Below are 25,463 nucleotides of genomic sequence, written 5' to 3' on the forward strand. Positions count from 1 at the left end.
GAACAAGCACGATGGATGTTGCTGGTGTTCTGCTCTCCAGCAATGCCGCTGTGACGGATGCAGGCATTACGGCACAGATTACAAACCGCATCAATCTGGACCTCTCCTATATCGGCCAATATGGCAACCACTCTACCGAAAGCGGTGCTACAGGTAGTGTGAATGTAAGCTTCTAAGGCTTAGAGGTCATAAGGACTTTATGTAAAAGGCGGCCCCAAAAAGGCCGCCTTTTTTGTGCTGAATCCCTTAGAAGTTTTGCACATCTTTCGGGCGGAAGAACGTTACCCCGATGCTCATCATCGTACCAGTGAGCACGCATATGGTTGCGGCGATGGGCAGCCCTGCCACGAGAGGCCCAAGAGCGGGTACAATGCGACCTGCTAAGCCTTGTCCTAATGAGCCAACAGCATAGCTTGTGCCCATCCCCGCGCTGCGGCGTTCATTAGGGAAGCGTTGGGAGAGGTAATGTGGCACAAGGGCATAAACGCCTGATGCGGCTGCCCCGATGAGGAAGGCTGATGCAAGCAAAATGGCCCATGGTCCTGCATTGAGGAAGGGGATGATTAAAAGTATGACGGTTAGGAGGGCAAGGCGCATGATGCGGGCCTCCCCAAAGCGTGCAGCTAAAGCCCCGCATAGGATTTTCCCACTAAAAGAGCCGAGGCAATAAAGTGCTACGGGCCAGAAGATAAGCTGGGGGCTTAGATGGTGATGCTCCCGCAAAATCGTGGGGTAGAATGTGTATAATGCTGCTTTTTGGAACTCTAGGAAGCACATAAAGGCTACAGCTTGGAAAGCAGCTCCGTTCCAGAAGGCACGTATGATATGCCATAGGCTGGGGCCTTTCTCGGCGGTTGGGGAGGTATGTGTTGCGTGCTTCTTCTTTTCTTGCGTGGCGAGCCAGAGGGGGCTTTCTGCCACTCCAAGGCGAATAAAGATGACGAGTAAAGCCGGAAGTAAGCCGATAAAGAACATAAGCCGCCAGCTATAATGTGGCAGAATTAAAGCCTGCGCCCCTGCTGCGGCCATATAGCCGATTTCATAACCGGACATCATTGTAGCAGAGGCTAAGGGGCGGAGCGGGGCGGGTACGCTCTCCATCAAGAGTGTGGCGGAGGCGGTCCATTCTCCCCCAAAGCCAATGCCGAAAAGGAATTGAATGATGATGAGGCTGAGGAGATGATGCGTTGTGCCGGTTAACGCGGCGAACAGGGCAAAGAAAAGGACGCCTAATGTAAAGGCTGGTTTGCGTCCGAAGCGGTCTGAGAGCCATCCCCACCCTGTGTTGCCAACAGCGCGCCCCAGAGCTTGCGCTAAAAAGACGCTGCCTAACATCGCCAATGAACAGCCGAAATCCTTTGCAATATCGGGGAGGGTAAACATGAGGGCGGTTTGGTCAAACGCATCCAAAAACCAGCCGCTAAAGGCAGCCAGTGTGACCTGCCAGTAAGGCAGTAAAGCAGCAAAACGGGGATGTTCATTTTGGTGAGATGAGGCGGACATAGGCAAAAGAGAGGCCCTCCGGCAGCAAGCCCCGTGATGGGGAATCATAAGAGGAGTTAGCTATAACGGAATGGAGAGGAAAATAGTAGTTTTATGGTCCCCTTTTAAGGCTTCTGTAATCATGTTTTCGCCTATAACAGTGTTTAAGCCTTGCTTTCTGGGGAGTGAGACCTAAAGTGAGGCCCGCAAGGAGAACTATTTTATGAATTACGATACCCTATTTCAAACCGCATTAGATGGCCTGCGTGCTGATGGTAGCTACCGCTATTTTGCGGAGTTAGAGCGTCATGCAGGTAAGTTCCCCAAGGCATTTCATCACGGTGTTGGGCGTGATGTGACGGTATGGTGCTCTAACGATTATTTGGGGATGGGGCAACATCCTGATGTTATAGCGGCGATTCATAAATCATTGGATGAAAGCGGGGCTGGCGCGGGGGGAACGCGTAATATCTCTGGCACTAATCATTACCATGTTAGTTTGGAGAGAGAGCTTGCGTCTCTCCATGGTAAGGAGAGTGCGTTATTATTTAACTCAGGCTATTTATCAAATTGGGTTACACTAGGAACATTAGCGGCACGTTTACCGGGCTGTGTGGTGATTTCTGACGAATTGAACCATGCGTCCATGATTGAGGGGATTCGTCACTCCCGTGCGGAGAAGCGCATCTTCAAGCATAATGACCTACAAGATTTAGAAGCGAAGCTAAAAGAGTTTCCGCTTGAGACGCCCAAGATTGTGGCTTTTGAATCAGTCTATTCCATGAATGGCGATATCGCTCCGATTGAGGAGATTTGCGATATTGCTGACCGCTATAATGCGATGACCTATCTTGATGAGGTCCATGCGGTTGGGATGTATGGCCCTCAAGGGGGTGGTGTCGCGCAGGAGCGTGGGTTGGAGCATCGCCTGACAGTGATTGAAGGCACATTAGGCAAGGCTTATGGCGTGGTGGGGGGCTATATTGCAGCCTCGGCGGCGTTATGCGACTTTGTGCGCTCTTTTGGTTCTGGCTTTATTTTCTCGACCTCTTTGCCACCGATGATTGCCGCGGGGGTTCTGGCGAGTGTGCGGCATTTGCGCCATAGCGATGCCGAACGTAAGGGGCAGAAAGCCGCCGTAGCCTCTTTGCGGAAGAAGCTAGAGGCAGTGAAACTCCCTTATATGCCCGCGCAATCGCATATTACGCCGGTGATGGTGGGGGATGCGGCTTTGTGCCGTGAGGTGACAGACCGGCTCTTAAAAGAGCATGGTCATTACCTTCAGCCGATTAATTACCCGACTGTCCCGCGCGGCACGGAGCGTTTGCGCCTTACGCCGGGGCCGCTGCATACAGAGGCAGATTTAGACTCTTTGGTCCGTGCGTTGGATCATGTATGGCAGGAGCTTAACCTCCCGCGGGCAGGGGCTTAAAATCCCCCCACAATTTGGAAGTCGCAGAACGTCCCACGGCGATTTGCGAGCTCTGTTGTATGGATGCGGCGCAGGCGTATCCCGGCGTCGACTGTAAGGTTGATGTGCCTATTGAGGCTACCGGTGAGGTCTGCGCCAATGCTGGCGAGGCTAGCTGCGCGTGGCCCTGTGCCGACATGGCGGACTTGGCGGTTATCTGCCCAATCCCAAAAGATACCCAGCTTATTGCTATCTGGCTGTCCTGCTGTGGGGATATGGGCGAGTTTGAGGAGAGAGAGGGCGGGGGTGAATATCTCCTCGCTTACAGCATTGCCGTTACTGCCGAAGGATGTATTGGCAAAATAACCGCGTGCATTGCCCATTCCCCCAATCATGAGCTGCTCACTATAGAGTAGATTTTTGCTCGCACGTTGGAAGGTTACCTTCGTGGTGGAGGAAAACCCGTAAGGAAGATTTTGTGTGCGGGTGAGCATGAGGCGGTCATAAACATAATTCGGGCTGGATTTCGGGAAGATGCCCTCATAAGCGCGGCGTGTATCATTGGGGAGTAGGCCGCCGGGACCGTAAAAGAATTGGTTATTAATTTGCGTCTGCCCCCATGCGTCTTGGAGGGAGCCTGTATAGCCTACCACAAATTGCGCTGTATCGGCCTCGGAGAGGGTGATGGTCCGTGCATGGTAGAATTGGTCGGAATGGGTATTCTTCCAATCAAACCCAACTTGAATCATGCCATCAAGACCAGCATTACGGCCTAGGGCGATATGGTCGAACATATGGAGCCAGCGTAGGGAGACTTGCCCGCTCTGGCCACGGTTGATGAGGTCGCGCGTGTTGCTGGTGGGGTGAGAGAGGGCGTAATTGCCAAAGATTTGGAGCGCATTATGCCCAAAAAGAGGGATGGTCCAACTGCCTGTATGGTTGTCAAAGCGATTCATAAAAGTGCGGTTGAATTGATAGGTCAGGATGTGCCCCAGCCCAAAAGCGTTTCCCCATGAGGCTCCCGTGTACCAGTTAAACCGCCCTAAGGAGCGGTCGGCCTGATTATTCATGGCGGCATAAGCATAAACGGGGAAGCGGTCTGTGATATTAATATCCACATCCGTACTGCCGGGGTGCGTACCGGGGCGGTAGATGAGGTCTGCCGTGTGAAAAGGATTAAGGTTAAGCCAGTCTAGCTCCGTCTGAAGGGAGGTGAGGGCCATGGTTTGGTTGGGGCTGAGTGTGCTGGTCTGCCGGATTTGCCAAGCAGGCGTCCAGCGGTTGCCATGCACCGTGATGCGCTCCAAATGGTATTCGGAAATATCAATATGCAGCACACCATTATGCACGCGCTGCGGCGGAACCGTTACGCTGATAAAGGGGCGGTCATGTTGGCGATAAAAGACGGCAATCGCCCCTGTAAGTTCGTGCATTTTCTGGAAGGTAAGGGGTTTGCCTATATAAGGCAGGATGATTTTATAAAGCTCCGGTGCGTGGCTAAGCCTTAGCCCGGCTGAGGAAATGGGCTGTTGGTCCAGTTGGCTGCCAGTTTGACCTGCAGGTTGGAGGACCACAGCTTGGAGATGCGGCAAAGCCACATCATTAGCCATATGGGGGGTTGGGTTTGGTCCGGCAGGGCCTTGGGGAATGGGCTCTGTTACAGGCGGGGATGTGTTGGGGGTGTTATCGCCTGATGCTGTACCTTGGACATTAGCAGAGGGCCCGCCGATTGTATGGCGATTAAAAAGGCCAAATGGTTCTGGCAAAGCGGTGATGGGCACACCGGCTTGTGTGGTGGCAGGGGGAACACCTTGGGCAAGGGCTTGTGCAGGAATGAGGAGCAAGCCCAATAAAGCAGACCATGACCATATGCGCCACTCTTTTAAGGCCCGTTGTGATGTGGAAGGAGCGGGCATTACGGAGAGGTGGGGCCAGCGAGAGCATTATTGCTTAAGCCAATATCCCCATCAGGTAAGCGTTGTGCTGTATTGACGGGGATCTCATGAGAGCGATTACCCGCTAGAGTAAAGGCGTTGCCATCGGCACTGGCAAGGCTGGTGGCGGCATCTAACGTTAAGGCGCGGTCGCTTGGATGGGAGCGCGTGCATGGCTCTGGCAGAATATAAATGCCGGTAGGACCAAAAGAGGCATTGAGTGTTGCCCGACGTGTTGTGGGGGGGTGGGGGCTGGATGTTGCGAGGATAGGTTGTTCACTTACCCCGATGGTTACGGTCTCAAACCCTTTTCCACGCCGGCCGGTGCCAAATTGATAATGGGAGTTTGGAGCACTAGCCGCTTGGCCAGTCGGGAGGCGGGTCGTACTGGGGGTTTGGCAACCACCGGGGGGGACAATTAACCCATTGGGCGCAGTAACAGTGCCATCGGCAGCGATATGGTAAAGGTCGCCCGTGATGCTGGTTTGTTTTTTAAGCGGAGAGTGAGCATTGCCGACAACGCTATCAAGCATCGTATTGGCGGTTGTGGCACTACGCGCGCCGGGGGAGTAGCCTGCAACGGGTGTAGCTTGCCCCCATGCGTGATGAGGGGAGAGAAGGCTGCCTATGAGGATGATGGCTGAGGCACAGCACACTTGGTAGCGTATGGCGGATACACTCATAAGAACCGAACCCCACATGATAGAAGACAATAACCGCCATTCATATAGGGGAGAGGTATAGAAGATTCTCCACGGGGAGAAAAGGATTTTGGGCAGTTTATCGTCCATTGGGCCTCTCCTTTATGAGGAAAGGAGAGGCCCGCAAGGTTATGAGGCAGCCTGTTGTAAGATGTTCTCCCCGTGGGCGGGGCTCTCACGATAAGGCCCTTCTGTGAGGAGTTGGATGGTTAAAATGGTATGCTCACGAGCAAGGTCTATCCCTTGGAGGGGGAGGAGAGCATCACCATTTGTCCAGCGGCAAGGAGCCTCCTCCTTTACATCCCATCCTGTATGTTGATCTGTGAGATGATGGGTGATGGTGTGTACCTGCCCGCCTTGGTGGAGTTCTATCTCCCCAACGAGGACACCGAGATTACGGCGGTCATCAATATACGGGCCGAGCGTGTCGCAAGGGCGACTTGTCCGAGAGCGAAGACGCAATGTTTTCACCCCTTCTGGCAGATGGAAGACGACCCGGTCCTTCACGCGGCGTAGGGGGTGGAGTGTCTCCCCTTTATCGGTGATGAGATGGATGTTGGAGTCGTAGGTAAGAGTGGCAGAAGGCTGCTGGGAAGCGAAGCCAAGAGATTTAGCTCGTTCCTCAAGCCGTTGATAAAGCGGTTGAACGAAGTCTGCTGTTACCGTGAGCGGAGCGTAAGCATCCTTTGCCCATTCTTTTGGTGTTGGGAAGGCAAGCACATTACCATCTTGCTGCGGCTGTGCCGCCCGGAAATGGCGGCGATTGCCTGTATCGAGATAGCTCTCAGTGGCCACATTATTGGCATGCACGATGCTGTGAGAGGCTGTCTCAAAATGATAATACTCATAAGAGAGTTGCTCACGATCGTAATAGATGGACCGATGATTAACGAGCATACGCGCCGGGACGAGCCGTCCTTCAAAATAGAGCGTATGTTCTGATGTCACATAAAGGTCCGCATTAGGGCAGCCCTCCCCGAGTGCATCCTTGCGAATGCAAATTGAGTACCCTGCTTCATCACATGGAAGGTGTGGAAGGACATATACATGGCCTTTCCCGACCCATGTGACAGGCTCTAACTTCTGATCTCCGATAGGACCTGTAAGGACAAGGTCCCCAACAGCAAGGTCCTCCACAGCCTTAGGGCCTGCCTCTGTTGTAATCATAGCGCCGGGGAGGAAGCAGGCAACCACAATGGGGGGATCGCGCAGCTGCCAACCTGGGCTTGGGCCCACAGCAACCGGGAGGCCCGCTCTGACTGTGCCTCGTTCGCTATCGGTGATTGCAGAGTCGGCAGGCGCGAGCTGTAGGAAGGTATAATTATTGGCTAATGTGCCATTCGCAATGCTTTGTTGGAGTTGGTATAGGTCAGGGGAATAATAGGTATTCGCCTGGTTCGCGACATTACTAACCGTTACGGGCTTGCCTGTTGTCCTATCTACAAAGGAGATGCCCGTAATTTGGAGCTCGGCTATGATATTAGGTTCAACAGCCCCCTGGAAAAGGGCACCTTCATATTTTAGCGTTACTCTTGCTACGATTGAAGGGGTCTCTTCGAAATATAGAGACGCGAGGGCTGTATTGCCCGGTGAAACAGTCGTATTGCCGTCCACGACAAGCTTATAGGCTGTTAAATTAGGTGTTAAATTGTCAAATGGAGAGAGTTGTTCATCCGGGTCAAATGGTCTTCCCTCGGGAAACCATGACCTATGGAACCAGAAGCCGGGTGAGTAGCTGCTTGGATCATTACTGTAATTCTGTGAGTTTTCCCAAGTTAGAGACATGAGCTTTTGCCATCAATCATAAGGATTAAAGCAGAATATTCTGCTGAGTCATCTTGGTTAGAATATTAACATATGATTTCTGACGCAAGGTGTCTTTCTTATGGAAAGTCATATTTTTAAGGTGTGATAGAACAAAAAATATGTTTATTAAGCGAATCTTTAAAAAATATTTATGATTGATTGAGTTTTTGATTGTTGGAGGAGCGGTAACGCCCTCGTGTGCTTTCTTTTCTTTCGCATAAGGTAGTGGAATCGCTATAGTAATGACGTGATGAAAAAATCCATAAAAGACACACTTACCAAAGAGCGCGTGGAGCTGGAGGCGGGCCAAGAGTGCAAGCTCTTTGCAGAGCAGGCGACTGATTGCTTGTTGGATTATCTCTATGGCGATCCAAAGGCTCTGGTAAGTGATAGTGCGTTCTTTTTGCAGGAGCTTCAAAAAATATGGCGACAGCATGGGATTGATGAGGCCGCTATATGGCAGGAACTAAAAGAGCGGCTCGACCTCTCGGCAGATTTGTTAGAGCGTGGCATAAGAGCGCGTAAGGGTGGGCGGTATCGTTCTACCAAATTGCCCTAATTATAGTGAGAGGCGGAGGGCTTTAGAGTCGTTATGGCAGGCCTGCATGGGACGTTTTTAGAGCATCTAGGACCAATGGATTGGGGGATTCTCAGTCTCATTGGGCTTTCGGCATTATGGGGATTGATGCGAGGCGTCTCTCGCGAGAGCGGGGCTTTGTTGGTCTGGGTCGGGAGTGTGTGGGTTGTCATGCGGGCAGGCGGTGCTGTTTTGGCAAAGCTTGGTCCGTTGGTTGTGCCCTCCCTTCAAGGGACGCCGTTGCTTTATTGGGGTGGGCGGTTAGTCCTTTTTGTATTGGTGTTGATTGTGCTTAACTTTGTAATGGGGCAGTTAGCGCGCGCGCTTCGGGTTGTTCTCTCTGGTCCGCTGGATGCTCTTTTAGGGGCAGGCTTTGGTGTGGTGCGTGGTTATGTGGTTTTAGTGTTGCTTTTTTGCGCAGGAGGGTATCTTGCCCAAGATTGGCTGGAAACTGCGATGAAAGGGAGCACCCTCTCCCCTTATATTGTGCAAGGCGTTGCTTTTTTGCAGGGTTATGTACCGCTTTCCTGGTCGGAACATCTTGCCATTATGGCTCCAAATAGCCATTGAAGGGGCAGCGTTTCATGCGCTGCTGTGTCACTCAGTAAGAGCGGGATTCGCTCGTCAGGTTTGCTCTGTCTATGTCTTTTCCTGAATCGTCCAGTCGTCCTTATGAGGAATGTGGTGTTTTTGGTGTGTGGGGTGTGCCGAATGCAGCCGCTCTTACAGCCCTAGGCCTGCATGCTCTGCAACATCGTGGTCAGGAGGCGGCGGGCATCGTCAGTTTTGATGGCGAGTCCTTTCATCAACATAAAGCCCTTGGGTTAGTGGGTGATGTGTTTGGTAGCCAAACGGTTATAGAGGGCTTGCCCGGCGAAGCAGCGATTGGCCATAACCGCTACGGCACAACGGGCGGGACGCATGTACGTAATGTTCAGCCCATTTATGCGGATTATGCCTTTGGGGGGTTGGCTGTTGCTCATAATGGCAATTTGACTAACGCTGCGACCTTGCGCCAAGCCTTGGTAAAGCGTGGCTGTATCTTCCATTCTACGATGGATACAGAGGTTATTGTCCATCTTATCGCGATTTCTCTTTATGATACGGCTATTGACCGTCTGATGGATGCTGCGAAGCAGATTAAAGGGGCCTATTCTCTTATTACCTTAACACCTGATAACGGCATGATGGGGATGCGCGACCCACTCGGCGTGCGGCCTTTAGTGTTAGGGCGGATGCCTGGTTATGAGAAGAAGGCTGGTGGATGGATATTGGCCAGCGAGACATGTGCGCTGGATATTATCGGTGCGGATTATGTTCGCGATATTGAACCGGGTGAGATTGTTGTTATCAATGGGGATGGTGTTACATCACTTTGGCCCTTTGGGGATGTCGGGCGGCGTTTTTGTATTTTTGAGTATATTTATTTTGCCCGCCCTGATTCTGTGTTGGAGGGTCAGTCCGTCTATGAAGTGCGGACGCGCATTGGGGGAGAGTTAGCGCGGGAGAGTGGTGTAGAAGCGGATATTGTCGTGCCTGTGCCGGATTCTGGCGTGCCATCGGCCATTGGTTATGCACATGAAAGTGGCCTACCTTACGAGATGGGTATTGTGCGGAATCATTATGTGGGGCGCACCTTTATTCAGCCGACAGATCAAATACGTAATCTCGGTGTGAAGATGAAGCATTCCGCTAATAAAGCCGTACTGGAAGGACGGCGCGTTATTTTGGTGGATGATTCGATCGTACGGGGAACAACCTCACGTAAGATTGTCGATATGGTGCGCGCTGCTGGGGCGAAGGAGGTGCATATGCGCATTACCTCTCCGCCAACAAAGCATCCGTGCTTTTATGGGATTGATACCCCTTCGGAGAAACATCTGTTAGCGGCGCGACATTCACTAGAGGAAATGCGTGAGGCGATTAATGCTGACAGTCTTGCTTTTATTAGCTTTGATGGTTTGTACCGTGCCCTTGGTCACCAAGGCCGCCCTGTGGCTAACCATACGAATTGTGATGCGTGTTTCTCCGGTGATTATCCCATTAGTTTAGTGGATAAGGAGGGTAAGCTCGTCCAATGGTAAGTGATGGGAAGCCGCGTGTGGAGTGTAGTCTGGCAAGTTAAAATCAATAAAAAAATTAATAATTGGTAGCGTTGTTTACTAATTTGTCATAAGTTCACTCCAGGACGATACTTCTGGGGTGTATGTTATGATTGGTCAGACTCCTTCCGTTAGTCGACATGGGCATAGTGGTTCTGGTGTTGCTGCTTACGTAAGAAGTTTGTTGACGGGGCGTAGTCGCCGCGTTTCTGCTAGTGTGTCCGTTAGCGCGCTAGCTTTTATGATAGCGTCAGCGGGCGTTGTACGCGCTGATGATGCGGCGCCGGTGAGTCTTGTCAGCCAAGTTGATGGCCAAGACGTTACTTTGAAGATTCCGGAGGATAGCTCGAGAACATATGTATTTGGCGGAATGGGCAATAATTATGCTGGCCTTACAGAAAGCGATTATAACAAATTAACGCAAGCTGGTTTGCTTTCGACTAAGGCTGATTCCAGCTTTGCTGATGTGACGGCGCAGTCGTTATTTATAGAAGGCTCGCGGAGTCAAGGGGGGGTTATTCAGGTTGGTGCAACCGGTACAGACTTCTCAGCAAAGACATTAACGTTCATAAAGATTGAGAATGGGGGGACATTAGCAACCGATAATAGTACTCTAATAAATCAAAATGTTCAAAATGGTCGTACTCCCGCTTCCCTCATAGAGGGTGCTGATGGCACTGTACAACCAAAAATTGATATGAATCTTAGTAAGAACAATAGTACGCTAAGTATCTATAATACACATGACAATATATATAATGTTTTAAAGAGTATTCATGGTGAAGGTACTATTTCTATTTCAAATGTCCTTCAAACCTCATCTAAGGTAGAGCCTAATACATCTAAAGGCTCTGTATTAAAAATATTTGATTCAGATAAATCCGCTTCGGGTAGCTATTTTTCTGGAACAATTCTTGGCTCCGGCGGTGGCCTGGGGGATGCGGGTTCAGTGTCGCTCCTCATGAAGAACGAACCGAACATGAATCAGTCGGGTAGCCTTTCTCAAGGAGCCCCTTTTTGGACGAGTCAGTTGCTGCTTGGCTCTGTTTTTACGGAATTAAATAAGGCGACAGTAACTAACATTGGGACGATGGAGATTTCTGCAGCAGGGGATTTTGGAGATAAGAAGACCGTTACACGAGATTCGGGGCATGTATTAATTCATGGTCCATCTATTATTAATGTTGGTGAGTTGCTTGTTGCTGGTGGGCGTGATGGTTTTGTTTATAGAACGCAGACCGCAGAGGAGTCTCGGAATGTTAAGTCCGTTAATGCGGACCTTGTGATTAGTGATGCCAGGGCTAATGTTAGGGTTGCTCAGCTTGTTGTAGGGCAGCAATATGGTGTGAAGAGGGGTGATATTAGCAATGCTTCTGACTGGCATGTTGATTATGGGGCCTCAGTTGGGGAGGTATGGCTTGCTAATGGTGCTTCTCTTACAGTCACTGGCGGTGGGGTTAATGGAGGTATTTATTTAGGCAATAGTGCTGGTAATGGTCCTGACCAGCGTACAGCAAATGGCCAGAGTAATCCGTATCCAGAGGAAGGAGAAGCTCATGGTACGCTTCATATAACCGGGGATGCTGTTGGCTATGATTCGTCTCGTAAGATTAACCGTACTGAAGGGAGAGGCGCGCAGAGTACGCTGACCGTCAAGCAGGGAGCGTTATGGATTGGCCCGGTTGATGGTGGTCAAGGATCAGGCGAGATTGATGTTGATAAAGGTGGTCGGCTTAATCTTAACAACTCCTTCATTGTTTTAGGGGGGGCTAATGGTGCAGGGAATGTCGCTATTGGTGATGGCGGGACGCTCAATGTTACAGGGATGGATCCGGCTGGCCTTACGGCTGAGAATCAGGGGGCTACATTCAGTCAAGAGCGGAAGGGCTCCTTGACCCTCGCTAAGGGTGGCACTTTGAATATCGGAAATAGTGGAGCAGCGGGGCTGCTGAAGCTATATGGTGACCTAAATCTCGAAAAGGGTAGCACAACAACCTTTTATGAAGGTACGACGACAGATAAGGGGAATTTTGGGGATGCCTATAACTCTCATATCTTTGTAGCGGGTAATGTAAACCTTGGTAGTACGATTCAGATAGCGGGGATTGCGGGGCAGAATAAAGGTGAGAATGGGGCGGTAGATGTCGGCCTGTATCATTTGATTGACTACACGGGCCTATTGCAAGGTGAGCGGCCAAGTGTGCTTGCTACAAGCGCAGGCCAAGAGTTCCGCTATGTGTACGATGATTCGGCGAAAAAGATCGACGCTGTGATTTCTAGCCCGCACTGGGAAAGGCCGCCTTCTTGGGAATGGGGGGATGCGAATTGGACGGAAAAAGGTGTAACGGATGGTACCCCCTTTAGGTTAGAGACCGCCCCTATCTTCACCGGGCCGGGGGGGACGATTACGATTACACGTGATAACCTACCAAGGGTGACGTCTAATATTGACTTCGAAAAGAGTGGGTACACCATACAAGGTGGACCTCTGGCGGCCGCTCCGGGGAATAATGGACAGAATACCCTTGCTATAAATACTGCCTCACAGCAAAGCGGTACGATTGCCTCTACGATTGTTGATAATGGCAACGCGCCTACAAGTGTGCAGAAGACAGGTGATGGTACGCTGAACCTACAGGCGCAGAATAGCTACACCGGCCCGACCAGTGTGGTTGGGGGGACGCTGCATGTGGCATCAGGAGCTTCCTTATCCGACAAAAGCCATGTTGCAGTTGCTTCAGGAGCGACGTTGGAGAATGAGGGAACAGTAGGGTATGTCGTCAATAATGGGACGGCGGTTATTACCGGTAAGACAGATGGTCTTTCTAATAGTGGTGGCACCGCGACCTTAAAGGGAGGGGGGCAGAGTAGCTCCGCTTATAATACAGGTACGTTGAACATTGATAATGCTAGCGTAACGGGGAAAGTTGAGCAGAAAGCTGGCGTATTAAATCTCTCTGGCAATGCCTCTATTGGTGGTCCGTTGCAGGTTGATGGCGGGCAGGATACTGGCAATCGCTTTACCGTTGGGGATAAGGGCACCGCAACAATTGGTCAGCTCCAAGGTGAGGGGCCGGGCTATTTGGGTAAGGATGCTAGTTTAATTCTATCCGGTAATGGGAGTGCTTATAACGGTAGTCTTTCTGGTCAGGGTAAGCTTGTTATTAATGGGCAGAATAATACCCTTATGGGGACCAGCGATTATGCTGGCGGAACGGAGATTGGCTCTGGTGCTTCTGCAACCGTAGGGCCCCAGTCTTTAGGAAAGGGGACTGTTAATATCGCTGGGGCTGATACCGGGGCTAATAAGCCAGTAGGCTCTTTAACGGTTCGTGAGGATGGCCGAGGTGACCTGGCGAACAATCTAACCGGCTCTGGCTTGTTTAATAAGACGGGGAACGGGGCTGTAACGCTCTTAAAAACGGCTGATGATAGTCAATTTACCGGGACAACAAATGTTAAGCAGGGCGAGTTGGAGGTCAATACTACACTCGGCGGTACGCTTAATGTTGATAAGGGGGCGATTGTTTCTGGGAGTGGGACGATCAGCAACGTGAAGCTGGATCCTAATGCTTATCTTGGTGTTACGTTAGAAGGCGCAAAAGGTGTTATCACCCCCTTAACTCTAACGGGGAAGAATAATCAGCTTAATGGAGCGCAGGTGGGCGTAACGGTTCATAACTTCTCTGAAGTAGCATTGGGCAAGCAATATCAGACGACAGTTTTGCGCTTAGCTGACCAAGCCGAAGCCACAGGGACATTGGCAAAAACGCCAAAAGCTCTCAATACGGCCTTTTTAAAGGGGAGCGTGTTTGAGGCCCCGGATAATCGTAGTTGGTTGATGAGTTATACGCGTGTTGTTCCTTTTGAATCGTATGCGCAAACTCATAATGAGCATCAAGTAGCGACCGCCTTGGACCGCGCAGCGGAAGCGGGTGCAGGCCCTGCTTTTATGACGGCATTGCTGGGGCCTGCTATGCAGACAGGGGCCCAAGTACGCGGGGCGTATAATGCGCTTTCTGGTGAGATTCATGGCAGTGCCAAGACGGCAATGGTTAATGATAGCTTCTATGTTCAGGAAGTTGTGGTGGACCGTCTGGATTGCGCAGGCGATGCGTTGCGGGCTCATGCTCATGATGGTAAGCAGCAGACGAGCGGCTATTGCGATGTGGACCCTGCTCATCATGTCTCTGTCTGGGGGACGGTATATGGGCAGCGAGGTGGCCAGTCTGGCAGTAGTGCGGGAGCGGCTCATATGGGGCAATCCAGCGTGGGTTGGATTATGGGTGCGGATACGGGCCTAAAAGGCGGCTGGCGTGTTGGTGGGCTTCTGGCCTACGGGCGCGATTGGTTTAGCGTGCAATCTGGCCGTGCATCTTCTTCTCATTCCAATTCGGCAACGATTGGGGCTTATGCGGGTAATGCGTGGCATGTTGGGGGGCTGATTGATAATGCAGCCGTCACCTTTAAAACAGGGGTGAGTTACTCTTGGAATATGCTGCATACAAATCGTAGGCTCAGCTATGGCGATTATTCTGGTCGTCTATCCTCTGATAACCGCACAGGCACAGGACAGGCATTTGTTGAGTCGGGGTATCGTATGGTCTTCTCCAGCGGGAGCCAATCTCCGCTTGAGGTCGAGCCTTTTGCGCGGATGACCTATGTAAATTATGGTCAGGATGGCTATCGTGAGCATGGGGCTGATGCATCCTTGCGTGTGAAGGGGCAAAATAGCTCTATTGGTTTCTCCACCGTTGGGGTGAAATTGGCCACTAATGTGGGTATTGGGAAGCTTATCTTCTCCCCACATTTAGAGGCTGGATATCGCCGGGCCTTTGGTCGGACGAATGCTATGGTGAGGGAAGGCTTTACCAGCTTAGGCGATGGTTATGGCATGGCTGTGCAGGGGACACCGCTTTCTACCAACACAGCGCAGATTAATACGGGCTTTGCGGCACATCTGACAGATCGTATTGATGTGAATCTCGACTATATCGGCCAATATGGTGGACGTCAGACAAGCTCCGGCGGGTCTGGGAGCTTCCGCTATAAGTTCTGATCCTATTATGAGGGCCGTTCTTTCGGGACGGCCCTTTCTTATGAATGAGGGCAGAAAAAAGGGCCTGACTAGTTGCTTCGTCAGGCCCTTTTTGTATCACGCAATGTAGGGTTGTAGCGTAGGGTTTTACCCTTTTGGCGGAGTAATATTCGGTTTGAGCATGAGGGCAGGGTCCGCCACGCGGTCATAGTCCTCTCCGCTCATAAAACCGAGATCTAGCGCGCTTTGGCGGGGGCTGAGTCCATGCTTCATGGCATGATGCGCTACCTGAGAGGCTTTGTCATACCCAATGCTGGGGGAGAGGGCTGTGACCAAGACTAAGGAATGGTCTAATTGTTGGCGGATATGCTCCTCATTGGCAGTTGTGCCCTCAATGAGGAAGCGGCGGAAGTTTTCCATACCATCATGGAGCAGGGTGAGGCTTTGCATGATGTTATGGATCATCACCGGTTTATAGACGTTCATATCCAGCATACCACTGGCCCCGCCCATCCCGACAACTGTATCATTACCCATCACTTGGAGGCAGAGCATAGTGAGGGCCTCGGCTTGAGTGGGGTTGATTTTACCCGGCATGATGGAGGAGCCGGGCTCATTAATCGGGAGGTTTAGCTCTCCCAATCCGGCGCGAGGGCCGCAGGCGAGCAAACGGATGTCATTAGCAATTTTAAAGAGGCTGCCCGCTAAGGTCCGTAAAGTGGAGGAGAGATGTACAAGGGCATCATGCGCGCCTTGGAGGGCGAATTTATTGCTCCCACTTGTGAAGTCGAGCTGGGTGAGGCGGTTAATCTCTTTACAAGCGCGTGTAGCAAATTGTGGGTCGGTATTTACCCCTGTGCCAAGGGCTGTCCCGCCTAAGGCGAGTGGGAGAAGGCCATCGCGTGCGGCTTCAATACGTTGGATGTTTTCGGCCAGCATACCCGCATAGCCTTCCCATTCCTGCCCTAATGTGATGGGGACAGCATCTTGAAGATGGGTACGGCCGACTTTGACGATATGCTTCCATTGCGCTGCCTTATGAGCAATCGCCCCGTGTAATCGCTCCAAAGCGGGGAGGAGGCGGCGATGGGTGGTGAGTGCGCTGGCAATATACATAGCAGCGGGGAAGGTATCGTTTGTCGATTGCGCCATATTGACATGGTCATTAGGGTGCAGCGGTTTTTTGCTCCCTAAAGGTTGCCCTGTCATTTGGCTTGCACGATTGGCGATGACCTCATTAACATTCATGTTGAATTGCGTGCCAGAGCCTGTCATCCAGACATGCAGCGGGAAGTGACGGTCGTGCATCCCGCTCATAATTTCATCACAAATACGGATGATGAGGTCCGCCTTATCGCCTGCTAACCGCTCACTCGCCGCATTGGCGATGGCACAAGCGCGCTTGAGGATGGCATAGGCCTCAATCATCTCGCGCGGCATGAGGTCCTTCCCAATGCTAAAATACCGTAGAGACCGTTGTGTTTGCGCCCCCCATAGGGCTGTTTGGGGGACTTCTATCTGGCCGAGGCCATCGGTTTCTATACGGTGTGCCATGGGAACTCTCTAGCAAGGGATGGGAAGGACGGGCCTCGTTTATGAGGCCGGACGATAGGGGCGGTAGCGCGGCTGCCAGCTAAGGGCGGCGATGGCCCCTTGCAGGGCGGTATCATCAAAAGCCGGGCAGAGTTGTTCAGCCTGCGCTTGTTGGGCTACGGCATATGCAACTTTAAGAGCAGTTGTGCGAATGGATTCGAGGGGTGGAAGGAGATTCGTCCCCCCATTCTTCAATGGGGAGAGGGCGGCAACGGCTTGCGCGGCGGCCATGATCATCCCTTCACTTACCGTTTTGGCTTTGCAGGCCAAAGCTCCAAGCCCCAAACCGGGGAAGATATACGCATTATTGGTTTGGTCGATCACGACGTTCCGGCCATCCAGCTCTACTGGGGCAAAAGGCCCACCTGTGCTGACCCACGCTTGCCCTGCCGTCCAGGTGAGGATGTCCTGCGGTGTGGCTTCCACACAGCTTGTCGGGTTGGAGAGGGGGAAGATGAGCGGACGGGTGCAATGAGTGGCCATCTCGCGAATCATCCCTTCCGTAAAGAGACCGGCTTGGCCAGATACACCAATCAGAATCGTAGGGGCAGATTTGCTGATAACCTCCCCTAGTGGGCGGCCCTGTCCATTTTGAGCGGTTTCATCCTGACGGGCAAAAAGGGTCTGCCCCTCGCTAAGATTAGCCATATCGTGGGTGAGTAAGCCGTTACGATCCACGATATAGAAGTGTTTTAGGGCGTCCTCGCGGCTGAGGCCTTCTGCTTCTAAGGCGGTGAGGAGCAGCTCGGCAATGCCAATCCCTGCCGAGCCACCCCCAGCGATGGCGATGCGTTGTTGGCTTAGGCGTTCCCCATTAGCTTGCACGCCGCTGAGGATAGCCGCTACGGCAATGGCGGCCGTGCCTTGAATATCGTCATTAAAGCTAGGTAGGCGGTCCCGATAGCGTTTAAGGAGAGGGGCGGCATTACGCCCTGCAAAATCCTCCCAATGGAGGATGATGCCCGGCCAGCGTTGCTGTATAGCGGTGACAAACTCCTCCACAAACTCGGCATAATCTTGGCCACGGAGGCGAGGCGTACGATTGCCGATATAGGCAGGGTCGTTACGCAGTGTCATGTTCTCTGTCCCCACATCTAAGGTGACAGGGAGGAGAAAGGCCGGGTTTAAGCCTGCACAGGCTGTATAGAGGGCGAGCTTACCAATGGGGATGCCCATCCCATTTGCACCGAGATCGCCCAAGCCTAAAATGCGTTCACCATCGGTTACGATGATAAGGCGAACGTCATTCTGTGGAATGGCTGCGAGGCGATCGGCGATTTGTCCACGGTCCGCAGCGGAGAGAAATAACCCGCGTGAGCGTTGCCATATTTTGGAGAACTCCTGACACGCCTCCCCAACGCCGGGTGTATAGACGATGGGCATAAGCTCGGTGAGATATTTTTGGAGTAAGGCGTGGAAGAGCGTCTCGTTATTATCTTGGATTGTCCGTAAGCGCACATAGCGATTGAGACTATCGGGCGTGGCTGTAACGTAATCATAAGCGCGCTCTAGCTGTTCCTCCAGCGTATGAATGCCGGGGGGAAGAAGCCCGTGAAGCCCAAAAGCTGTACGCTCATCCATGGGGAAGGCTGTGCCTTTATTCAGTAAAGGCGTGTCTAATAAGGCCATCCCGTGTTGGGTGATAGTGCGAGGGGAGAGCGGGGCAGCCATGGGCAGGAACCTCCAGAATCGTGGCAGAGCCTTGGATATAACGCCTCAATCATACGGCGAAGTTTAAAGAAAAGGAACCCGTTCTTACTTTTTACGGCGTTGAATCCATCGTTCCCCGGAGAAGCGGAATTGCGCCAACAGGAACCCTGCCGTTAGCCCGGATCCTAAAAGGGGATAGAGCCAGAAGGATGCTGTGCTGAAGGCATGTGGTGTGAGGATGAAAATGAGGGCTAAGCAGAGGGCAAGGCCACTTAATGCGTAGAGGAGAAGCTCATGGAGGCGGGGGCCATAATGTTTCTCTGCCCCACAATGGGCGCAATGGAGGGCCGTATGTTGGAGGGGTTCATGGCAGCAGGGGCATGGGATGAGTTTACGCGGCGGTAGAGGCTGCGTGCTGTTATGCAACCGGGTGGCGGCTGTGCGGGGTAGAGTGGGCTTCATGGTTGTCCTCCAGAGGCGTGGGTGGGGGCCATTGTGCTGGCTGGTGGCGTGATAGGCGAGGTATGAAACGCCCCAGCAGGAAGGGCGGCTTCAGGATGCGGGCCGAGGAAGGGTTGACCATGTAGGGCATAGAGCAGCAAGGCCACAAGCGGGACTAAGACGAGGGTGGAAATACCAATGATGCGATGCGCATGCCCTGCCCCGCTGAGGCTTGGTGGAGGGGTGGAGATATGGTTGATAATATCGCGCTCTGTCTCAATACGGGCGGCATCATAATGATGTTGGTCCATCAGCCCGGCTTGTTTATCCCGTGCGAGGGCCTCTAGTCGTTCTTGATGGAGGGTGAGGAAGGGATCTTCCGTCTGTTTACTTAAAAGGCCGCGCATCGCTAGGCTAATCCCAATAGGTAAGCCAATAAACAAGCATAAAAAGGCGAGGAGTAGAAACGACATGCAGGCTAGTCCTTATTGAAAAACTGATTGAGTTTTTGGCGTTCTTCCACAGTGAGAGGGGCTGGCGGGGGAGAGGTGCGGCGTGCCCAGAGGGGGCGTGCTAGGAGGAAGCCTATCATAAGGCTGAGGAAGGGCATAAGCCAGAGCAAGGCTGTCGATGCAGAGAAGCGCGGTTGTAAACGGATGAACTCCCCATAGCGTTGGGTCATCCATAAAGTAATGTTTTTTGGTGAGCGGCCTTGCTGGAGTTGCTGACGTACGATGTGGCGGAGGTCTTTTGCTAGGGGGGCGGAGCTTTCCTCAATGCTCTCATTTTGGCAGACGAGGCAGCGTAATTGCTGGCCAATATGCTGGGCTTTTTGTTCTAATACCGGGTCGGGTAGCATTTCATCAGGACTATCAATAGCATGGCCGATGGAGCTTCCATATAGGCAGATGGCGAGGAGGAGCAGGCCCTTTAGGCAGATGCGCATCATAATGCCCCTCTTAAAAAGGGTTGAATCTGCTCACGATAGAGTGCTTCTGTTAAGCTCCCCGTTCCGTGCCAGACAATGCGGCTGCCTGTTAGAGGATGAGGGAGGATGAGGAAGCTCTCCGGCACGCCTGTTACGCCCCATTCAATAGCGCATTGGCCGTCATAATCCATGCCTAGACGGCTGAAGGGGTGATGCGCTTGCTCTAGCCAGTGCGCGGCTTGTGAGGGGGTATCTTTATAACAAACCCCCCATAAAGCGAGCGGGGATGTGGTACTCCCCCCCGCGATATGCTGGCGGAGGAAGGGGATTTCCTCCAGACAAGGTAAGCACCATGAGGCCCAGATGAGCAGGAGGACAGGTTGCGTGAGGGTGTGAAAATCCTGCCATGAGAGGCCGGGGCAAGGGGTAGGTTGCTCTGGCAAGGCTGGCAGGGGAGAGAAGGCGGGGACTGCTTGGCCTAGCCGTGGGTTGCGAACGGCTTTGGGGTCGAATGTTCCTTGGGTGGCATGGCGGAGCATATAAAGGAACCCACCCCCTAAGCCAGCGGCCCCTAAAGCAGGTAGAGCAGCGAGATAATGGCGGCGTGTTAGGCGCATGCGGGCCTCCTCTTACGGCGTGCGGGGATGAGATGTAAGACGCCGCCCATGGCCATGATGATTCCGCCAAACCATAGCCAAGAGGCGAGGGGATTTTCATGTACGCGTAAAATAACGCGGTAGGTGTTTTGGCCTTGCGGAGTTTGGACCTCTTTAACACTCCCTAAGGCGGCGTAGAGGTCCTCTAACGGGCGGTGAATGATTGCGACATGCAGGATTTTTTGCCCCTGTTGGGGGAAAAGGCGGATTTGCGGCTCAAGGGTGGCTAGCACGGGACCATGTGCATCATGACGGCGGATGATGATGTGAGCTTCTACTGCCTCATAATTCGGGCCATGATGAGGGGTGAGAGCGGTGAGGGCCCAATCATGCCCGCCAAAGTGGAGATGCGTGCCTATTTGGGCCTCAATGAGGCGTTCTTGGCTGCCAGCCATGCCGCATAGGCCCAGCATTGTGATGCCGACCCCAATATGAGCAAGGCTTGTTGCCCAAAGGCTGCGTGGCAAGCGGGAGAGGCCGCGATGCTCTGGCGGCATTGTATAAAAACGCATGATGAGGTCGTTTAAAGCTGCGCTGATAACCCAAAGAGCGAGGACAGCCACACTCGCTGCCAAAGCGGTGGGAAAGAGCCAGAAGGCGGGGAGAATGATCCCAAGAGTAAAGCATAGAGGCAGCGCAAGACGGCGTAAGGTTGGGTTTATAGGGGCATAACGCCAAGGTAAGGCCATGCTGCCCCCCATTAGAAGGAGGAGCGGGATGATGAATGGCGTTGTTGTGGCCTCAAAAAACGGTTTACCGACCGATAAGGTGCGCCCAAAGAGCAGTTGCATAAAAGGTGGGTAGAGCGTGCCTGTAAGCACGATGGCGCATAAGGTGCAGAGGAGGATGTTGTTAAGGACTAACGCCCCCTCTCGCGAGAGGGGGGTGAAGGATGGTGTTGCTGGTGGTAGGAGGTTAGGCGCGCGCAAGGCGAAAAGTAATAATCCACCCCCGCCATAAAGGCCCAATAAGGCAAGGATAAAAAGGCCGCGTGCCGGGTCATTCGCAAAGGCATGAACGGAGTTGAGAATCCCCGAGCGAACAAGGAATGTGCCAGAGAGTGAGAGCGCGAAGGTGGCGAGGGCGAGTAAGAGGCACCAGCTTTGCAAATGGCTGCGTTTTTCCACCACAATGACGCTATGGAGGAGGGCTGTGCCTGTTAACCACGGGATGAGCGCGGCATTTTCTACCGGGTCCCAAAACCAATAGCCCCCCCATCCTAAGACGGCATAGGACCACCACGCGCCTAATGTGATGCCTAATGTAAGCAACGCCCATGCGCTGATGACCCATGGGCGGGCATAGCGTGCCCAAAGCGCATCGGCGCGGCCATCTAGCAAGGCACTTATGGCAAAGGCGAAGGGTACGGCAAAGCCGACATAACCGCTATATAATAGGGGTGGGTGCACAGCGAGGCCGGGGTCTTGCAGTAGGGGGTTCATCCCTAGCCCATCTATTGGGACGGGCCAGAGGCGGAGGAAGGGGTTGGAGGTTGTGAGACAAAAAAGCTCAAATCCTGCACTGACGATGCCTAAAAGGGCGAGGAGGCGGCTGCGTAAACGGGGTGGCAACCCGGCGGGATGGCGGGGGCTTTGGCAGGGGAGGAGGGCTAAGAGGGCGCAATAGAGGCTTAGCAAGCTCACCCATAAAAGGAGAGAGCCTTCATGATTGCCCCATAATCCGGCTATTTTATAAGGCCATGGTTTGTTGATGGCAGAGTTATCGGCAATGAGTTTGAGGGAGAAATCATCCCCTAAAGCAGCGATGATGAGGCAGGCCCACGAGATGAGCAATGCGAGGCAATGGCTGAGGGCAAGCGGGCGGGCCAAGGCTGTAAGCGGGCTGTGGGCGCGGCGCAACCCTATGAGGGGTAATATTCCTTGCAGGGCAGCAAGCACACAAGCAAGGGCGAGGGCAAAATGCCCGCTTTCTGGTGAAAAGACGGGGGCTAAGGGTGCAAGCAGTGTGGTGAAAAGGGCCTGCATATTAGGGTGTGTTCTTTAGGGTGGTGGAGTTTTTGGCGGGGGCGGTCATACGGTTCCAACTTGCAGCATCAGGTGGGGGGCCAAAGCGTGGGTCCCATTTGCCGGTTTTTTGCAGAGCATCAGCCACCTCTTTGGGCATGTAAGTTTCATCATGTTTAGCGAGGACCTCAGAAGCGAGGAAATATCCTGAAGGTTGATAATAGCCCAAAGCCACAACGCTTTGTCCTTCGCGGAAGAGGTCGGGTAAAATGCCGTGATAGGAGACGCGCAAGGCGGCTTGGCCATCTGTGACCTCAAAGGAGGCATCTGGCGTGCCATCTTGGGTGGGTTGGTTATGGAGGGAGCCTGCCACCACCATGCCGCCTAGCCGGATGGTTTGGTGCATGGATGGGGGGTGCGCGTGTATTTGTGCAGGGGTCATGAAGAAGATAATCGTGCTGGAGAGCGCATGCATGATTAATCCCACCGCCCCAGCGAAGCAGCTTAGGCATGCGATGATGAGCCAAAACCGGCCAGCCTTACGGCGCATGAAAGGGCGTGATGAGGGCATGGAGCGTTAGTCTAAAGAGGATGACGGTTTATAGAGGCGGTGCATAAGGGCAAGACGCCGTTTTGCACGATATAAACGGATGAGGCTACCACCGAGGATGAGCAGGACGGCAAGGCAGGTAAGCCCATAGCTGGCGAGGATAAAGCCCCAATGAGGGGGCCATGAGGGTGGGGTCATAATGTGGGGTCCTGCATGGCAAGGGCTTGGGCGCGGCGTTCGAGCAAGGCGGCATGGAGGCGGAGCAATAAAAGGGCGACCCCTGTAAAGGTAAAGCCGATGGTACAGACTATGAGCGGGTAAAAGAAGCTCATAGCCATAGTTGGGGCTTTGGTAAGGGTGATGCTGGCAGGCTGGTGCAGGCTATTCCACCATTGGACGCTGAATTTGATGATGGGGAGGTCTACCGCCCCGGCAAGGGTCAGCAGGGCCGCTGCGCGTTGGCCGCGGAGTGGGTCATCAAATGCGCGGATGGTAAGGATGTGACCAAGATAGAGGCAAAAGAGAATGAGGACGGAGGTGAGCCGTGCATCCCATACCCACCATGTTCCCCAGCTTGGTTTGCCCCATAGTGAGCCTGTGATGAGGCATAAAGCCGCAGCCATAGCCCCTAGCGGCCCTGCCTCCACAGCGATAAGACCAATAAGAGGGTTGCGCCATATAAGATAGAGAAAGCCACATAAGGCGAGGAGGGCGTAATCCAAGCTGGCAAGCCATGCCATCGGGACATGGAGGAACATGATGCGGACAGTCTCTCCCTGTTGCCAGTCCGCCGGGGCAAAAAAGAGGCCCCATATCATCCCAACAGCCAGCATGCTTAACCCTACACATAAGCAAGGGAGGGTGAGGCGGCGGATGAGTGTGAGGCACGCGGTGGGGCTGGTTGTCCAACGGGTTAGGGATGAGGATATGCGCATAGCCCCTAGTATGGACGTTTTAGGGGGCGGAAGAAAATGAAAAATATGAAGGGTGGGGCCGTAAGCATGTTCGCACCATCCTGTAGGAAACGACTCTTTGAAAAAGAGATGAAGTCGGGCATGGTGGGGCCAATAGCGTATAGAATATAAGGAGAATGGAGCCATGGCCTTCTGGCTGATTAAATCGGAGCCAGCGTCTTTTTCGTGGGATGAGCAGGTGCAGAATGATGTTGAGCCATGGACAGGCGTGCGGAATTATCAAGCGCGGAATAATTTGAAGGCCATGAAATGCGGCGATAAGGCGTTGTTCTATCATTCCGTGACGGAAAAGCGCATTGTCGGTGTGGTAGAGGTTGTGAAGGAAGCTTACCCCGACCCAACAGCAGAGGATCCGCGTTGGGTTTGTGTGGATGTTAAAGCAGATGGGGCTTTTGTACAGCCTATCACATTGGCAGAGATTAAAGCCGACCCTACCTTAACAGAGATGGCTTTATTGAAGCAGTCTCGTCTTTCGGTCGCACCGGTGCGGGAGGAGGAGTTTGCGTATCTCACAAAAAAGGGCCAGTGGGAAAAAGCCTGATTAAAGGTTAGTAACAATGAGGAGGCTTTTGCGTAAAAGCCGATTCTTAAAAGGAGGTACAGAGCATGAGTAACGAGCGGAAAGAGCATATGCCCAGCGCGGCTTTTCTGTTTCAGGACCTCGATACGGAGGCTCTGTCCCAATTACATGCCGTGCTTGATGGTGTTGAGAAAGGGCGTAGCACCCTAACCCGTTTGGCGGATTTGATGGGCGGTGCGGTTGGTCGTGCAGCGCATTTGGGCTTGCATACGCTCTCTTTGGCACCGGGCCTGCAAGAGAAGGTGCAATCCCTTGCCGCTACAGCGTTGGAGCAAGCTTATCGCATCGCGATTTTGGGGTTGGAGCGGCAAAAGGGGCGGCCTCAGCACGCGATTAAGGAGAGGATGAGGCAAGCCGTTGTTGCAGCTTCTGGTGCGGCGGGCGGCTTTGGCGGCCTTATGAGCATGGGGCCGGATATTGGCTTTACCACCCTAACGATTATGCGTGAGATTGCCATTATCGCGCAGGAAAATGGGGAGGATTTGCAAAGCGAGGAAACACGCCGCGCGTGTTTGGAAGTCTTTGCCCTACGGAATATGGGCGGCAAACAGGGCGGCGAGCCGGGTGAGGGGCAAGGTGAGCTCGGCTTTTTTGCAGCACGCAGCCTCATGCGCGGTCAGCCGCTTGTATTGCTTATGGCGGAAGTTGCTGGCCATTATGGGATGGCTCTCTCCCGCAAATTAGCGGCGCAGATGGTCCCGGTAGCGGGGGCCTTATGTGGGGCAGCGATTAACTCCGCCTTTTTGGCGCATTATCGTGCGGTGGCGAAAGCGCATTTCACCATCCGGCGGTTGGAGCGCACCCACGGTATGGCCGTGCAGGAGGCTGCCGAGGCGTATCGGGGTCATGCAGGGGCAAAGGGCTAGACGCATCGGCCCTTTTTATGACGGCAGAGCTGGTAGAGCTCTAACGGGGCGAAGATGAGGATGCCAAGAAGGCAGCCAACCTCAATGATGTTCATAAGAGGGCGCAGGGCAGGGCGGGCGAGTTGCAGCATAAAAGCCAGCCCTAGGCTGAGAGCGTAGATATATGTTTGGTAGGATGAAGGCTGACGTGTGGACATGAAGAGTCTTTCT

General features: G+C 53.0%; 22 protein-coding genes. 7 read left to right on the plus strand and 15 right to left on the minus strand.

What is annotated here, in order from left to right:
- Positions 1 to 246 precede the first annotated feature (246 nt).
- On the minus strand, positions 247 to 1,503 hold the full coding sequence (locus GM556_RS01660; protein WP_155572809.1) for an MFS transporter: 1,257 nt from the start codon (positions 1,501 to 1,503) through the stop codon (positions 247 to 249).
- Positions 1,504 to 1,705: 202 nt separating this feature from the next.
- Between GM556_RS01660 and hemA the strand changes: the two genes are divergently transcribed.
- Entirely contained in the window at positions 1,706 to 2,914 is a 1,209-nt protein-coding gene (gene hemA, locus GM556_RS01665; protein ID WP_099026246.1) for a 5-aminolevulinate synthase, read from the plus strand.
- Here the strand turns inward: hemA and GM556_RS01670 are convergent.
- The 3 genes from GM556_RS01670 to GM556_RS01680 all read right to left on the minus strand — a co-directional run bounded on the left by GM556_RS01670 (position 2,911) and on the right by GM556_RS01680 (position 7,313).
- Positions 2,911 to 4,809 (minus strand): ShlB/FhaC/HecB family hemolysin secretion/activation protein, encoded by a 1,899-nt coding sequence (locus tag GM556_RS01670; protein ID WP_155579085.1) that lies wholly within the window; start codon positions 4,807 to 4,809, stop codon positions 2,911 to 2,913. The genes hemA and GM556_RS01670 overlap by 4 nt on opposite strands.
- Positions 4,809 to 5,510 (minus strand): hypothetical protein, encoded by a 702-nt coding sequence (locus GM556_RS01675; protein ID WP_155579086.1) that lies wholly within the window; start codon positions 5,508 to 5,510, stop codon positions 4,809 to 4,811. Before GM556_RS01675 ends, GM556_RS01670 begins: the two co-directional genes overlap by 1 nt.
- 147 nt (positions 5,511 to 5,657) lie before the next feature.
- Entirely contained in the window at positions 5,658 to 7,313 is a 1,656-nt protein-coding gene (locus GM556_RS01680; RefSeq protein ID WP_155579087.1) for a Hint domain-containing protein, read from the minus strand.
- Positions 7,314 to 7,584: 271 nt separating this feature from the next.
- Between GM556_RS01680 and GM556_RS01685 the strand changes: the two genes are divergently transcribed.
- From GM556_RS01685 to GM556_RS01700, 4 genes are all read left to right on the plus strand, one after another.
- Positions 7,585 to 7,893, plus strand: a complete 309-nt coding sequence (locus GM556_RS01685; RefSeq protein WP_155572813.1) for a hypothetical protein — start codon at positions 7,585 to 7,587, stop codon at positions 7,891 to 7,893.
- Between the two features lie 33 nt (positions 7,894 to 7,926).
- Positions 7,927 to 8,481 (plus strand): CvpA family protein, encoded by a 555-nt coding sequence (locus GM556_RS01690; protein ID WP_155572814.1) that lies wholly within the window; start codon positions 7,927 to 7,929, stop codon positions 8,479 to 8,481.
- Positions 8,482 to 8,552: 71 nt separating this feature from the next.
- On the plus strand, positions 8,553 to 9,995 hold the full coding sequence (gene purF, locus GM556_RS01695; RefSeq protein ID WP_155579088.1) for an amidophosphoribosyltransferase: 1,443 nt from the start codon (positions 8,553 to 8,555) through the stop codon (positions 9,993 to 9,995).
- Between the two features lie 127 nt (positions 9,996 to 10,122).
- On the plus strand, positions 10,123 to 15,072 hold the full coding sequence (locus GM556_RS01700; RefSeq protein WP_155579089.1) for an autotransporter outer membrane beta-barrel domain-containing protein: 4,950 nt from the start codon (positions 10,123 to 10,125) through the stop codon (positions 15,070 to 15,072).
- A 126-nt stretch (positions 15,073 to 15,198) separates the two neighbouring features.
- Here GM556_RS01700 and GM556_RS01705 read toward each other — a convergent pair whose 3' ends face one another.
- The 10 genes from GM556_RS01705 to ccmC all read right to left on the minus strand — a co-directional run bounded on the left by GM556_RS01705 (position 15,199) and on the right by ccmC (position 23,768).
- Positions 15,199 to 16,605 (minus strand): lyase family protein, encoded by a 1,407-nt coding sequence (locus tag GM556_RS01705; protein WP_155572817.1) that lies wholly within the window; start codon positions 16,603 to 16,605, stop codon positions 15,199 to 15,201.
- 39 nt (positions 16,606 to 16,644) lie between these two features.
- Positions 16,645 to 18,315: an NAD-dependent malic enzyme gene (locus tag GM556_RS01710; RefSeq protein WP_155579090.1), complete on the minus strand. Its 1,671-nt coding sequence runs from the start codon at positions 18,313 to 18,315 to the stop codon at positions 16,645 to 16,647.
- An 84-nt stretch (positions 18,316 to 18,399) separates the two neighbouring features.
- Positions 18,400 to 18,756, minus strand: coding sequence for a hypothetical protein (locus tag GM556_RS01715; RefSeq protein WP_155572819.1), 357 nt, complete (start codon positions 18,754 to 18,756; stop codon positions 18,400 to 18,402).
- Positions 18,753 to 19,208, minus strand: coding sequence for a c-type cytochrome biogenesis protein CcmI (ccmI, locus tag GM556_RS01720; protein WP_155572820.1), 456 nt, complete (start codon positions 19,206 to 19,208; stop codon positions 18,753 to 18,755). The genes GM556_RS01715 and ccmI overlap by 4 nt, the downstream gene beginning before the upstream one ends.
- A 5-nt stretch (positions 19,209 to 19,213) precedes the next feature.
- Positions 19,214 to 19,684 carry a cytochrome c-type biogenesis protein gene (locus GM556_RS01725; RefSeq protein WP_155579091.1) on the minus strand — a complete coding sequence of 157 codons (471 nt, stop codon included), beginning with the start codon at positions 19,682 to 19,684 and terminating at the stop codon, positions 19,214 to 19,216.
- On the minus strand, positions 19,681 to 20,280 hold the full coding sequence (locus tag GM556_RS01730; protein WP_155579092.1) for a redoxin domain-containing protein: 600 nt from the start codon (positions 20,278 to 20,280) through the stop codon (positions 19,681 to 19,683). The genes GM556_RS01725 and GM556_RS01730 overlap by 4 nt, the downstream gene beginning before the upstream one ends.
- Positions 20,271 to 22,304 carry a heme lyase CcmF/NrfE family subunit gene (locus GM556_RS01735; RefSeq protein WP_155579093.1) on the minus strand — a complete coding sequence of 678 codons (2,034 nt, stop codon included), beginning with the start codon at positions 22,302 to 22,304 and terminating at the stop codon, positions 20,271 to 20,273. Before GM556_RS01735 ends, GM556_RS01730 begins: the two co-directional genes overlap by 10 nt.
- Position 22,305: 1 nt before the next feature.
- A complete protein-coding gene (gene ccmE / locus GM556_RS01740) occupies positions 22,306 to 22,833 on the minus strand; it encodes a cytochrome c maturation protein CcmE (protein ID WP_155579260.1) in 528 nt (175 codons plus the stop codon).
- 27 nt (positions 22,834 to 22,860) lie between these two features.
- Positions 22,861 to 23,031 (minus strand): heme exporter protein CcmD, encoded by a 171-nt coding sequence (ccmD, locus tag GM556_RS08585; protein ID WP_180794174.1) that lies wholly within the window; start codon positions 23,029 to 23,031, stop codon positions 22,861 to 22,863.
- Complete coding sequence (gene ccmC, locus GM556_RS01745; protein ID WP_155579094.1) at positions 23,028 to 23,768, minus strand: heme ABC transporter permease CcmC; 741 nt, start codon at positions 23,766 to 23,768, stop codon at positions 23,028 to 23,030. Before ccmC ends, ccmD begins: the two co-directional genes overlap by 4 nt.
- Before the next feature lie 163 nt (positions 23,769 to 23,931).
- Between ccmC and GM556_RS01750 the strand changes: the two genes are divergently transcribed.
- Both GM556_RS01750 and GM556_RS01755 read left to right on the plus strand, forming a co-directional pair.
- A complete protein-coding gene (locus tag GM556_RS01750) occupies positions 23,932 to 24,348 on the plus strand; it encodes an EVE domain-containing protein (protein WP_155579095.1) in 417 nt (138 codons plus the stop codon).
- 65 nt (positions 24,349 to 24,413) lie between these two features.
- Entirely contained in the window at positions 24,414 to 25,253 is an 840-nt protein-coding gene (locus GM556_RS01755) for an EcsC family protein (RefSeq protein ID WP_155579096.1), read from the plus strand.
- Here the strand turns inward: GM556_RS01755 and GM556_RS01760 are convergent.
- Positions 25,250 to 25,450 (minus strand): hypothetical protein, encoded by a 201-nt coding sequence (locus GM556_RS01760; RefSeq protein ID WP_155579097.1) that lies wholly within the window; start codon positions 25,448 to 25,450, stop codon positions 25,250 to 25,252. The genes GM556_RS01755 and GM556_RS01760 overlap by 4 nt on opposite strands.
- Positions 25,451 to 25,463: the final 13 nt, after the last annotated feature.

It is taken from the genome of Bombella sp. ESL0378, assembly GCF_009725845.1.
In the GTDB taxonomy this organism is placed as follows: domain Bacteria; phylum Pseudomonadota; class Alphaproteobacteria; order Acetobacterales; family Acetobacteraceae; genus Bombella; species Bombella pollinis.